The sequence below is a fragment of the Streptomyces sp. NPDC048106 genome (assembly GCF_040706415.1).
Taxonomy (GTDB): Bacteria; Actinomycetota; Actinomycetes; order Streptomycetales; family Streptomycetaceae; genus Streptomyces.
In genome coordinates, this window is the sequence record NZ_JBEZND010000009.1 from 210,317 (window position 1) to 222,455 (window position 12,139).

A 12,139-nucleotide genomic window follows, 5' to 3' on the forward strand; every position below is an offset into this window, starting at 1 on the left:
CGCCCTTCCGGTGGCCAGGGTCCGGGGCGCGTCCCACGCGGCTGGCGCGGCGGCCCGGACGGCGGTCGTTCCCCGTCCGCCAGCATGGGAGCGAAGCCGGGTGACCCGCGCGCCGGGCACGCCGATCGAGTGAGCGGAGTGCTCAGAGGCGGGACAGTTCGTCCACCAGGTCGTCCAGGCCCAGGGAGCCCTGGGAGAGGGCCGCCATGTGCCAGGACTTCAGGTCGAACGAGTCGCCGTGCCGCTCCCGCGCCCGCTCCCGGCCCAGCAGCCAGGCCCGCTCGCCGAGCTTGTAGCCGATGGCCTGGCCCGGGATCGTCAGATAGCGGGTGAGCTCGCTCTCCACGAAGTCCGCGGGGCGGCTGCTGTGCGCGCCGAAGAACTCCTGCGCGAGCTCCGGCGTCCAGCGCTCACCCGGGCGGAACGGCGAGTCGGCCGGGATCTCCAGCTCCAGGTGCATGCCGATGTCCACGATCACCCGGGCCGCCCGCATCATCTGCGAGTCCAGGTAGCCGAGGCGCTCCTCCGGGTCGCCGAGGTAGCCCAGCTCGTCCATCAGCCGCTCCGCGTACAGCGCCCAGCCCTCGGCGTTGGCGCTGACCATGCCCACCGACGCCTGGTACCGGGAGAGGTTCTCCGCGACGTGCGTCCACTGCGCGAGCTGGAGATGGTGGCCGGGCACGCCCTCGTGGTACCAGGTCGACACGAGGTCGTAGACCGGGAAGCGGTCCAGGCCCATGGTGGGCAGCCAGGTGCGGCCGGGCCGGGAGAAGTCCTCCGAGGGGCTGGTGTAGTACGGGGCCGCCGCGCCGCCGGGCGGGGCGATGCGCGACTCCACCCGCCGCACCCGCTCGGCGAGTTCGAAGTGGGTGCCGTCCAGGTCCGCGATCGCCCGGTCCATCAGGCCCTGGAGCCACTCGCGGACCTCGTCCAGGCCGATGTGCCGGCCGTGCTCGTCCAGGTGCGCCAGCGCCACCCAGGGGGTCTCGGCGCCGGGCAGGATCCGCTCCGCCTCGCGCCTCATCTCGCCGAGGATGCGGTGGAACTCCGACCAGCCGTACGCGTACGCCTCGTCCAGGTCCAGGTCGGTGCCGTTGAAGTAACGCGCCCAGCGCGCGTACCGCTCCCGGCCCACCACGTTCGGGGCGTCCGCCACGGCCGGCGCGTACACCTCCCGCAGCCAGTCGCGCAGTTCGGTCAGGGCGGCGGTGGCGGAGCGGGCCGCCTCGTCCAGCTCCGCGCGCAGCGCGTCGGGCCCCGCGGCGGCGAACTCCTCGTACCAGCCACGGCCCTTGCCGTCCGTGTCGATCCACTCGGTGAGCTGCCCGATGAAGGTCTCGGTCGGCCGCGGCGCCGCGAACAGCTTGCGGTCCAGGCCGAGTCGGAGCGACTCGCGGTAGCCGGCGAGCGCGCCCGGCACCGCCCGCAGCCGCTCGGCGATCGCCGCCCAGTCCTCCTCGGTCTCGGCCGGCATCACCGTGAAGATGTCCCGCACCGAGTGGCCGGGCGTGTGCATGTTGCCGACGGCGCGCAGGTGTTCCTGGGCCTCGTGCACCGCGAGTTCGGCGGTCAGCCGCTCCCGCAGCAGCCGCCCGCAGCGCCGCTCCACGTCGCTGTCGGCGCCGGGCCGGCGCTCCGCCTCGGCCAGCTTGGCCAGGGTGGCCCGGGACAGCTCCGCGAGTGCCTCCTGGCCCGCGGGCGAGTAGTCGGGCAGCGCGCGCGAACTCTCCGGGACGCCGAGGTAGGTACCGGTCACCGGGTCGAGGGCGATGAGGTCGTCGACGTACGCGTCGGCGACCTGGCGGGGCAGCGGGGTGTTGATCTCAGACATGCCGCCCATCCTCGTACGAGAGCGATCCGCGCGTCACCCGGCCCGAGGGGGATTCAGCTGTCGGCGTGGCCGGGCGGCAGCAGCGGCCCGCACTCCCACTGCTGGAATATCAGGCGGGTCTCCACGCGGGCGACCTCGCGGCGCGCCGTGAACTCGTCCAGCACCAGTCGTTGCAGGTCGGCCATGTCCGCGACGGCCACATGCACCAGGTAGTCGTCCGGGCCGGTCAGATGGAAGACCGAGCGGGCCTCCGGCAGCGCGCGCACCCGCTCCACGAACGGCCCGACCAGTTCCCTGCGGTGCGGTCTGACCTGCACCGACAGCAGCGCCTGCAACCCGCGTCCGAGCTTGGCCGGATCCAGTCGCAGCCGATGGCCGAGGATCACGCCGGAGCGGCGCAGCCGGGTCACCCGGTCCAGACAGGTCGACGGCGCCACGCCGACCTGGGCGGCGAGGTCGCGGTAGGTGATCCGGGCGTCGTTCTGCAGCAGCCGCAGCAACTGGAGATCGACCGGATCCAGTACGACAGATTCGGCCATCGGGCGAACATAACACGGGATTTGACCCCGTCAACCCGTTCGTTGTTCACCCTTCCTGGCATGGACACAGCGACCATGGGTGCCTACGACGACGTACGCCCCGCACCGAGAGCCCTCGCCACCGAGGCCGTGCACGCCGGCCGCGACGATCTCGCCCGCCAGGGGCTGCACGCCCCGCCGATCGATCTGTCCACCACCTACCCCTCCTACGACAGCCGGGGCGAGGCCGCGCGCATCGACGCCTTCGCCACCGACGGCGCCGACCTGGTGGGGCCGCCGGTCTACGGCCGGCTGGGCAACCCCACCGTCGCCCGCTTCGAGACCGCGCTGGCCCGCCTGGAGGGCACGGAGTCCGCGGTCGCGTTCGCCAGCGGCATGGCCGCCCTCAGCGCGGTGCTGCTCGCACGCTCGGCCATGGGGCTGCGCCATGTCGTGGCGGTACGGCCGCTGTACGGCTGCAGCGACCACCTGCTGACCGCCGGGCTGCTCGGCACCGAGGTGACCTGGACCGACCCGGCCGGGGTCACCGACGCGCTGCGCCCGGACACCGGCCTGGTGATCGTCGAGTCCCCGGCCAACCCGACCCTCGCCGAGCTGGACCTGCGGGCCATCGCGTACGCGTGCGGTTCGGTGCCGCTGCTCGTCGACAACACCTTCGCCACCCCGGTGCTGCAGCGGCCGGCCGAGGAAGGGGCGCGGCTGGTCCTGCACAGTGCGACGAAGTACCTCGGCGGGCACGGCGACGTGCTGGCCGGCGTCGTGGCCTGCGACGAGGAACTGGCCGGCCGGCTCCGCCAGGTCCGCTTCGCCACGGGCGGCGTCCTGCACCCCCTGGCCGGCTACCTCCTGCTGCGCGGTCTGTCCACCCTGCCCGTCCGGGTCCGGGCGGCATCCGCGAACGCCGCGGAGCTGGTCCGCCGCCTCGCCTCGGACCCGCGCGTGTCCCGCGTCCACTACCCGCGCATCGGCGGCGCGATGATCGCCTTCGAGGTGGAGGGCGACCCGCACGACCTGATCTCCCGGGTGCGGCTGATCACCCCCGCGGTGAGCCTGGGCAGCGTGGACACCCTGATCCAGCACCCCGCCTCCATCAGCCACCGCATCGTGGACGCGGACGACCGCCGGGGCGCGGGCGTCAGCGACAAGCTGCTGCGGCTGTCGGTGGGGCTGGAGGACGTGGACGACCTCTGGGCCGACCTGGACCAGGCACTGGGGGAGCCGGTCCGGGTCCCGGTGGGGACGGGGGAGGCGGCGCGCTGACGGGGGCGCGTGCCGTCGTGCCCGGCGCCCCGAGGGCCTGGGAGAGGCACCCCCATCGGCGTCAGTCCCGGCGCGCCGTGTCGTACACCGGGCGGGCCGATACCTCGGTGGCCAGGCGTGCCGTGATCACCAGCGTGCCCTCCTCCACCTGGTAGTCCAGCGGCAGCCCGAGGCCCCGCATCGCCGCGACCATCCCGGTGTTGGACGCCTGCGTCACGGCGTACACGCTGTCGCAGCGGGCCGAGCGGGCCATCTCCACCAGCCGCCGCAGCAGTTCGGCGCCGACGCCCCGCCGCTGCCAGTCGTCCTCGACCAGCAGCGCGATCTCCGTCTCGTCGCCGTCCCACAGCAGGTGCCCGAGGCCGACGATCCGTCCGGAGGGCGTCTGCGCGGCGAGCGTCCGCCCGAAGCGGGGGCTGAGGAGGTGGCCGAGATAGCGGTCGGCGTCGCCGACCGGCCCGTGGTAGCGCAGTGTCAGCGTGCGGGCCGAGCACCGCTCGTGCATCGCCTTCGCCGCCGCCAGCTCGCCGGTGTCGATCCGCCGTACGGCGATGTCCTCGCCCTCGGGCAGCGTCAGCACGTCCTGCCCGTCCGGAATCCGCGGACCCAGCCGCGCGTCCAGCTCCACCAGCGCCCGGGCCCGCGCGAACTCGGTGGGCGTGAACGGCAGATACGGCCGCTCCACGGTGAGCACACCGCCCTCCGACGCCCGCAGCCGCATGACGGTGTCCTCCAACACCCCCTCCACCGGCACGGAGTCCCGGCCGGGGCCGTGGCCGGGCAGCGAGCGGATCGTGCACCTGCCGAGCAACTGCCTCAGCGCCAGCGGCAGTTCCGCCGCGTCCAGCGCCGTACGGGCGGCCAGGCCGAGGACCCGCGTCGGGGCGTCGACCAGGTCGTGGGCGTCCGCCCGCTCGACGAACGTGGACGCGCCCCCGGCCGCCGCCACCGCCCGTGTCAGCTCCGCCGCGCTCAGCGTCCCGGGCGTGCGCAGCAGGAACTCGTCCACCGTGCCGTCGGCCAGCGGATGCGTCTGGAGGCTCAGGATGTCCACCCGGCGCTCGGCCAGCGCCGTGCACAGCGCGGCCAGCGAACCGGGCTCGTCCCTGACCGTCGTCCGCATCCGCCACAGCGTGCCGGTCCCGGTCACCTCCCCGGCGCCGTCGTACGGCCCGGCGGACCCGGTCGGCCGCGACTCGGCGGCCGGCCGGGCACCGGTATCACCGGCGGGCGGCGGTGCGTGGCCGTGGCGCCGCGCCCACCAGGTGTGGAAGCCGGCCGTCGCGGCCAGCGCGAGCGCCGAGAACACCAGCAGGGCCGGGCCGTCGGGGCCGTGCCCGACCAGGTTCGCCATCCCGTCGGCCACGGCGACGGCCGTGAAGAGCGCGGCGAGTTCCACGAGGTCCCGCCGCCAGTGGTGCACGGGCCTGCCGTGCCGGGCGCGGGTCACATCAGACATGTCCGGAGTCATACGGCCACTGTGAAGGAAGCGTGTTGCCTGATCACGAACTGTTTGTGACCGTCAGGTAAAGCATGCTCCGCCCCATTTGTTCTCGTCCCGGCCGGCGCCCGCCCCCGGCGCCCGCGGCCGGCTCCCGGAACGGGACGCCCGGTGCGGGATGCCCGGTGCGGGATGCCCGGTGCGGGATGCCCGGTGCGGGGGAAGAGCCGCGCCCCGCGCCCGAGTTGGGTTGCCGCGCGCCGGGGGATGACGCCGGTGCGCGGCATGGCTCGAAGCGTACGGTAACCGGCCGGGGGACCGTCGATTACCGGCCGCCCCGGCCGGGCCGCTGCGCCCGGACGGCCGCGCTCCCGAGTGCCGTCCGGCCCTTTTGGTCCCCTCGGCTCAGTCCTTGCTGCCGTCCAGGATCACCCGTGCCACCAGCGCCGGATCGTCGTTCATCGGGCAGTGGCCGCAGCCGGGGAGGCGGATCAGGCGGGCGTGGGGGATCGTCTGCCGGGCGCGGACGCCCTGGCGGCGCAGGAGGAGGCGGTCCCTGGTGCCCCAGGCGACCGTGACCGGCAGGCCGGGGAGGGGGTCGGTGAAGCGGACCGCGTTGCCGGCGCGGAGGGTGGCCTCGAAGCCCGTGGCCTCCGCCAGCGCCCGGGTCTCGGCCACCACGGCCTCGGGGGCCCGGCGGGCGGGGCGGGCGTAGATGGTGCTCACCAGCGCCGTGCGGCCCGCCGCGCTGCGGCTGAGCCGTTCCACCAGGGGCACCGGCAGCCGCTGGGCGATGCCCCGCATCGCGAGCAGCGTGCCGAAGGCGTACCGCCGCTCCGCCTCCGTCCAGAACCCGGCGGGGGAGAGGGCCGTGACGGACCGTACGAGCTTCTCGCGGCCCAGCTCCAGCGCGAGCAGGCCGCCCAGCGAGTTGCCGGCGATGTGCGGACGGTCCAGTTCCAGCGTCTCGAACAGGGTGCCCAGCACCGCGCTCGTCGTGGGCAGGTCGTAGGCGAGGGCGGGCGGCAGCGCGGGGGACGCGCCGAAGCCCGGCAGGTCGACCGTGATCACCTCGCGCTCGGTGGCGAGGATGTCCACCACCGGGTCCCAGGCCTGCCGGTGGTGCCCGATGCCGTGCAGCAGGACCAGCGGCTCGCCGCGCCCCACGCGCGCGCAGGACACGGCCACGTCCTCGGGGCCGCGCGGGGTCGGGATGGTGAAGGAGACGGTGGCGGACATGAGTGCTCCTCGGCTCGGCTGCTGACGGACGCCGTAGACAGCTTGTCAGCAATTGCTACCGACAGGTAGCCCCGGGGTGCGGGCCATGACAGCCATGCCACCGGACCGACGTCAACCCGCCAGCCGCACCTCGATGTTGAAGTCCTCGTGCCCGAACACCCTCGACAACCGCACCCGCAGCGGCAGATACATCTCCGTCGCCCGCGCCACCGCGATACCCCCCAGGTCCAGCACCCGCCCGGTCGGCCACCCCAACTCGCCCAGCATGGCCGTCACCCGCTCCTTCGCGACCGCGTCCTCCCCGCACACGAACATGTGGTGCTCGCCCGGCACCCGCCCCGGGTCCACCATCACCTTGAAGCTGACGGTGTTCAGCGTCTTGACCACCCGCGCCCCGGGGAACGCCCGCTGGATCCGCTCGCCCATGCTGTCCGACTCCACGGGGTCGAGCCGCGGCACCCCTTCCTCGAAGGCCAGCGGGTTGCAGACGTCGACCAGGACCTTGCCGTCCAGGTGCGCCGCGCCCGCCGCGCGCAGCGCGTCCAGCGCCACCCGCCCGCTCACCGCGTTCACCACCACCTCGCCCGCCTCCGCCGCCTGCGCGAAGGTCCCCGCGCGCGCCCGGCCCGCCGCCGCCGTCGCCCACTCCCGCGCCACCGGATTGTCCGCGGTCCGCGACCCCAGCGTCACCTCGTGCCCCAGCTCCATTAGCCGCCCGGCCAGCGCCCGGCCCACCTCGCCCGTGCCCAGAACCCCGTACCGCATCGCAAACCTCCGGCTCCCGGCCGCCGGCCCCCGGCGGTCCGCGCGGTCATTGTGGTCCGGCACGCGCACGCGCGCCGAGATTCCGGGTGGACAGCGCCGGGGCGTGTCGGATGGGATGAGGTCATGACCGCCGACCCCGCGACCGACGTCTTCGAGGAGCACCGGACCCTGCTCACCGGCGTCGCCTACCGCATGCTGGGCCGGGTCGCCGACGCCGAGGACGTGGTCCAGGACACCTGGCTGCGCTGGGCCCGCGCCGACCGCGCGGAGATCCGCGAGCCCCGCGCCTACCTGGTGCGGATCACCACCCGCCTGGCCATCGACCGGCTGCGCCAGGTGCGCTCGCGCGCCGAGTCGTACGTCGGACCGTGGCTGCCGGAGCCGTACCTCACCGAGTACGGCGACGTCGCCCCCGACGCCGCCGACCGGGCGGTCCTCGCCGACACCGTCTCCCTGGCCGTCCTGGTCGTCCTGGAGTCGCTGTCCCCCCTGGAACGCGCCGTGTTCGTGCTGCGGGAGGCGTTCGGCTTCCCGTTCGCCGAGATCGCGGCCCTGCTCGACCGCGGCGAACCGGCGGTACGGCAACTCGCCGGTCGGGCCCGCCGGCACGTGGCGGAGCGGCGGCCGCGCTACGACGTCGACGCCGACCGGCGCCGCGAGTTGACGGAGCGTTTCCTCCGCGCCGCGTCCGGGGGCGACCTGGACGGGCTGATGTCGGTGCTCGCCCCGGACGTCCGCCTGGTCTCCGACGGCGGCGGCAAGGCCAAGGCGGCCCTGCGGATCATGCACAGCGCCGACAAGGTCGCCCGCTTCCTGGCCGCCGTCGCCCCCGCCGCGGTACCGGACTTCTCCGTGCGGCTGCTGGAGGCCAACGGCGGCCCGGCCGTCCTGGTCCTGTCCGGCGGCAAGCCCGACAGCCTCTTCCAACTCGACGCCGCCCAGGGCCGCGTGACGTCCGTCTACATCCAGCGCAACCCCGACAAGCTGCGCCATCTGGCCGACGACTGAACCCGGCCGTCCGGCACCGCCCCCGTCCCGCGACGGGGGCTTTGCCGTGATGTCACCCGGAACACCGCGTACGAACGGCTCGTGAACGCTCCGCTGCGGCCCCCCTGCGCACGGGCCCGGGGATCGAGGATTGGTCTTGACCAAGGATGTCGGCCGTCCTATGGTCGCAGATAAGTGCAACAACCTTTAATAAACAAGGGCGCTAAAAACCGCCGGACCACGGCTCTTGCGGAGGACAGGGTGGGGACCACGCAGCTGGATTCGGTGCAGGAACCGAAGTACTGGCATCTCAAGACCGTGCTCAGCGAGGCACTGGACTCCGAGTTCTCCGTCGGCGAGATCCTGCCCAACGAGCGGGACCTCGCCGCCCGCTTCGGCGTGGCCCGCGCCACGCTCCGCCAGGCCCTCGAACAGCTTGAGCTGGAGGGCCGGTTGCAGCGCCGCCGGGGCGTCGGCACCACCGTCGCGCCCCCGCGCGTGGGCGTGGCCGTCGGCGGCGAACAGCACGCGTGGCCCGGCGCCGCCGGGGACGCCTGGCAGGCCGTCGACTGCGTCCAGGAGGCGCTGCCCGCGGCCGTCGTCACCGCGCTGGAGACCGGCCCGGACGAGCTCGTGCACACCGTGCGCCGCTCCCGGACGTCGGGCGGCCAGCGGGTCGCCACCGAACTCCTCTACATCCCGGCCGCCTCGGTGCCCGGCCTCACCGCGATCGACGCGCCCTTCGGCGCGGCCCGCGCGCGTGCGGTGCTGCGCGAGCTGCACCACCTGGAGCTGGAGGGCCAGGACCGCGCCGTCGAACTGGGCTCGGCCCGCGCGGACGACGCCCGGGAGCTGGACCGGCTCCCCGGTTCGCCCGTCCTCGTCGTCACCACCCGCTTCCTCGCCGAGGGCCGCACCGCCGCCCTCTCCGTGGCGACCTACCGCGCCGACACCTGCCGGCTGACCTTCGGCGACACCGCGGGCGTGGAGATCCACCACGACCCCGCCCAGCGGGCCTCCTGACCCGCCCGCGCGCCCCGGAACCGCACCGGGGCGCGCCGGTACGGCACCACGCCGTCCACCGCGCGGCGCTCCTATGATTTCGGCGACCACGCACCGCGAGGAGGCCGCCCGCCATGAGCCGCGTCCAGCCCACAGCAGGGGTACCGGCGTACGAGGAGCCGCACGTCCCGGTGCCCGGCGGCGAGCTGGCCGTACTGCGCTGGCCCGCCGCCGATCCCGGCGCCCCCGTGGTGCTGGCCCTGCACGGCATCACCGGCAACGGCCTGTCCTGGGGCCGGGTCGCCCACCACCTGGCCGGCCGCGTCACCCTGCTGGCCCCCGATCTGCGCGGCCGGGGCCGCAGCGGACACCTGCCCGGCCCGTACGGCATCGCGGCGCACGCCGACGACATGGCCGCCGTGGCCAGGGAGCTGGCGCCCGGCCCGGTGGTGCTCACCGGCCACTCCATGGGCGCCGCCACCGCCGTGCTGACCGCGGTGCGCCACCCGGGCCTGCCGTCCGCGCTGCTGCTCGTCGACGGCGGCGTGCCCTTCCCCGTGCCGGCCGGACTTGCACCCGACGAGGTGATCGACGCGGTGCTCGGCCCGGCCATGAGCCGCCTGTCGATGACGTTCGCGGACCGTGCCGCCTACCGGGCGTTCTGGCAGCGCCACCCGGGCTTCGCCGGCGCCTGGTCGCCCTGGGTGGACGCCTACCTCCAGCGCGATCTCGTGGGCGTCGAACCCGAGTTGCGCTCCTCCTGCGCGATCGAGGCGGTCCGCGTCGACGGCATCGACCAGCTCGGCGCGGAGATGGCCGGCGTGATCCACCGACTGCCCCTCCCCGCCCGGCTGCTCTGGGCCGAACGCGGCCTGATGAACGAGCCGCAGGGCCTGTACGACGAGCACCGCCTCGCCGCCGCGAAGCTCGACCCCGAGCGGGTCCACCCCCGCCACGTCCCCGGCACCAACCACTACACGATCCTCACGGGCGACGACGGCGCCCGGACCGTGGCCGGCCAACTGCTGGCCGCGGCGGGCGTCGCGGCCCCGTAGCGGAGCCCGGCGAGGACCCCGAGCGCCGTCAGCGGCGCGCCGTCACCGTGCCCTCCACCGCGAACAGCTGCTCCTCCACATGGTCCAGGGCCAGCCGCAGCGCCCCCGTGGCCACGACCGCCTCGCCCAGCAGGGACAGCGCCACCCGGGGCGGCCGCAGACAGTAGCGGTCGAGTTCACGGCGCAGCGGCTCCAGCACGCCGTCCAGCCCGGCCGCCCAGCCACCGATCACGACCAGCTCCGGATCGAGCGCCAGCACCAGCGCGGCCACGTCGTGCACCAGCCGCTGGATGAACCGCTCCACGGCCGCCCGCGCCCGCAGATCGCCCTCCCGGGCCAGCGCGAACACCTTGGCCACCGCCTGCTCGTCCAGCGGGTGCAACGGCTCGTCGGTGGTGGACAGCAGCGTCTCCGGCGTGGCCTCCCGGCCCAGCAGGTGCAGCGCCCCGATCTCCCCGGCCGCCCCGCCGAAACCGCGGTGCAGCCGGCCGCCGATCAGCGCACCCGCCCCGGGGCTCAGCCCGGCCAGCACGAACACCACGTCGTCCGTCTCGTCCGCCGCGCCCTTCCAGTGCTCGGCGACCGCCGCCGCGTTGGCGTCGTTCTCCACCAGCACCGGACACTTGAAGGAACGGCTCAGCCGCTCGCCGAGGTTGAGGCCCGTCCACTGCGGCAGCGCCGTGCTCAGCCGCACCGTGCCGTCGGCCGCCACGATGCCCGGCGTGCCCACGCCGACCGCGCGCAGCGAGTCACGGGGAACCCCGCAGCGCCGCAGCAGCTCGGCGGCCGTGCCCCGCAGCCGGTCCAGGCGCTCGTCCGCCGAGGCCGCCTCGCCGACCTCCTTGGCCTGCCGGCCCAGCACCCGCCCGTCCAGGTCGGACAGCAGCGCCGCGACCCGGTGCGGGCCGACCTCCAGGCCCAGCAGATGCCCCGCCTCGGCACGGAAGCGGAACCGGCGGGCCGGGCGCCCCTGCCGACGCGCGATCCCCTCGTCGGCGGCCCGTTCCACCACCAGCCCGGCCTCGATCAGCCCCTCGACCACGCCCTCGACCGTGGGCCGGGACAGTCCGGTGACCCGGGCGATCTCGGTGAGCGTCGCGCAGTCCGTGGCCCGCAGCGCGTGCAGCACCACCGCGGAGTTGATCCTTCGCAGCAGCGAGGGATCGCCGCCGGTCAGCTGCCCCACCGTCCGTCCTCCCAGCTCGCGGGCGTGTTGGCCGGATCGTACTCGGCCTGCTGCGCCCCGGCGAGCGCCGGGTTCGGCCGGAGTGGGACACGCGGCTCAGCGCGGCTCCACGAACCCCGATTCGTACGCGGCGATCACCGCCTGTGTCCGGTCGCGCGCGCCGAGCTTGGCCAGGACGCCGCTCACATGCGACTTGACCGTCTCCGTGCCCACCACCAGCCGGGCGGCGATCTCCGCGTTGGACAGCCCGCGCGCCATGAGCCGCAGCACCGCCGCCTCCCGCTCGGTCAGCCGCGCCCGGTCCAGGACGGCACGCGCGGACCGGTCGCCGCCGTCGCCGTACCGCTCGGCGAGGCGTCGTACCGAGGCGGGGAACAGCAGCGACTCGCCCTCGGCGACCAGCCGCACCGCGTGCACGATCTCGGCGGGCCGGGCCCGCTTCAGCAGGAACCCGTCGGCGCCCGCGCGCAGCGCCTCATACACGTACTCGTCGTCCTCGAAGGTGGTCACCACGAGGATCTTCGGCGGGTCGGGCACGGTGCGCAGCACCGCGCGCGTGGCCTCGATGCCGTCCAGCAGCGGCATCCGTACGTCCATGGCCACGACGTCGGGCCGCAGCCGGCGCACCAGCGGGATCACCGCGGCCCCGTCCGCGGCCTCGCCCACCACCTCGATGTCGGCCTGTGCGTCGAGGACGGCCCGCAGCCCCGCGCGGACCAGGGGTTCGTCGTCGACGAGGAGTACGGTGACCGGCATCCGGCCAGCCTAGGGCCTCTCTTACGGATCTTGTACCGTGCGCTGAACCAATCCGACGGCCCCCCGGCACCGGCCGGT

11 protein-coding genes are annotated in these 12,139 nt (G+C 74.7%); 4 read left to right on the forward strand and 7 right to left on the reverse strand.

Annotated features, from left to right (window positions below; genetic code table 11):
- Positions 1 to 142: 142 nt before the first annotated feature.
- Both AB0927_RS12550 and AB0927_RS12555 read right to left on the reverse strand, forming a co-directional pair.
- The gene (locus AB0927_RS12550; RefSeq protein ID WP_366667547.1) at positions 143 to 1,831 is read right to left on the reverse strand and encodes a DUF885 domain-containing protein; all 1,689 of its coding nucleotides are present in this window, start codon (positions 1,829 to 1,831) and stop codon (positions 143 to 145) included.
- A gap of 53 nt (positions 1,832 to 1,884) precedes the next feature.
- The gene (locus AB0927_RS12555; RefSeq protein ID WP_366667548.1) at positions 1,885 to 2,370 is read right to left on the reverse strand and encodes an Lrp/AsnC family transcriptional regulator; all 486 of its coding nucleotides are present in this window, start codon (positions 2,368 to 2,370) and stop codon (positions 1,885 to 1,887) included.
- Between the two features lie 60 nt (positions 2,371 to 2,430).
- On the opposite strand from AB0927_RS12555, the gene AB0927_RS12560 reads away from it, so the two are divergent.
- Positions 2,431 to 3,630, forward strand: coding sequence for a PLP-dependent transferase (locus AB0927_RS12560; RefSeq protein ID WP_366667549.1), 1,200 nt, complete (start codon positions 2,431 to 2,433; stop codon positions 3,628 to 3,630).
- Positions 3,631 to 3,691: 61 nt separating this feature from the next.
- Here the strand turns inward: AB0927_RS12560 and AB0927_RS12565 are convergent, their stop codons facing one another.
- The 3 genes from AB0927_RS12565 to AB0927_RS12575 all read right to left on the reverse strand — a co-directional run bounded on the left by AB0927_RS12565 (position 3,692) and on the right by AB0927_RS12575 (position 7,075).
- The gene (locus AB0927_RS12565) at positions 3,692 to 5,089 is read right to left on the reverse strand and encodes a GNAT family N-acetyltransferase (protein ID WP_366667550.1); all 1,398 of its coding nucleotides are present in this window, start codon (positions 5,087 to 5,089) and stop codon (positions 3,692 to 3,694) included.
- A gap of 387 nt (positions 5,090 to 5,476) precedes the next feature.
- Positions 5,477 to 6,310, reverse strand: a complete 834-nt coding sequence (locus AB0927_RS12570; RefSeq protein WP_366667551.1) for an alpha/beta hydrolase — start codon at positions 6,308 to 6,310, stop codon at positions 5,477 to 5,479.
- 111 nt (positions 6,311 to 6,421) lie between these two features.
- The gene (locus AB0927_RS12575) at positions 6,422 to 7,075 is read right to left on the reverse strand and encodes an NAD(P)-binding domain-containing protein (RefSeq protein ID WP_366667552.1); all 654 of its coding nucleotides are present in this window, start codon (positions 7,073 to 7,075) and stop codon (positions 6,422 to 6,424) included.
- A gap of 123 nt (positions 7,076 to 7,198) precedes the next feature.
- Here AB0927_RS12575 and AB0927_RS12580 point away from each other — a divergent pair, with 123 nt between their 5' ends.
- The 3 genes from AB0927_RS12580 (at position 7,199) to AB0927_RS12590 (ending at position 10,119) form a co-directional block, all read left to right on the forward strand.
- Positions 7,199 to 8,083 carry an RNA polymerase sigma-70 factor gene (locus tag AB0927_RS12580; protein ID WP_366667553.1) on the forward strand — a complete coding sequence of 295 codons (885 nt, stop codon included), beginning with the start codon at positions 7,199 to 7,201 and terminating at the stop codon, positions 8,081 to 8,083.
- Positions 8,084 to 8,323: 240 nt separating this feature from the next.
- Positions 8,324 to 9,085, forward strand: coding sequence for a GntR family transcriptional regulator (locus AB0927_RS12585; RefSeq protein ID WP_366667554.1), 762 nt, complete (start codon positions 8,324 to 8,326; stop codon positions 9,083 to 9,085).
- A gap of 113 nt (positions 9,086 to 9,198) precedes the next feature.
- Positions 9,199 to 10,119, forward strand: a complete 921-nt coding sequence (locus tag AB0927_RS12590) for an alpha/beta hydrolase (protein ID WP_366667555.1) — start codon at positions 9,199 to 9,201, stop codon at positions 10,117 to 10,119.
- 28 nt (positions 10,120 to 10,147) lie between these two features.
- On the opposite strand, the gene AB0927_RS12595 is transcribed toward AB0927_RS12590, so the two are convergent.
- Both AB0927_RS12595 and AB0927_RS12600 read right to left on the reverse strand, forming a co-directional pair.
- Positions 10,148 to 11,305 carry an ROK family transcriptional regulator gene (locus AB0927_RS12595; protein ID WP_366667556.1) on the reverse strand — a complete coding sequence of 386 codons (1,158 nt, stop codon included), beginning with the start codon at positions 11,303 to 11,305 and terminating at the stop codon, positions 10,148 to 10,150.
- A gap of 96 nt (positions 11,306 to 11,401) precedes the next feature.
- Positions 11,402 to 12,061 carry a response regulator transcription factor gene (locus AB0927_RS12600; RefSeq protein WP_366667557.1) on the reverse strand — a complete coding sequence of 220 codons (660 nt, stop codon included), beginning with the start codon at positions 12,059 to 12,061 and terminating at the stop codon, positions 11,402 to 11,404.
- Positions 12,062 to 12,139 lie beyond the last annotated feature (78 nt).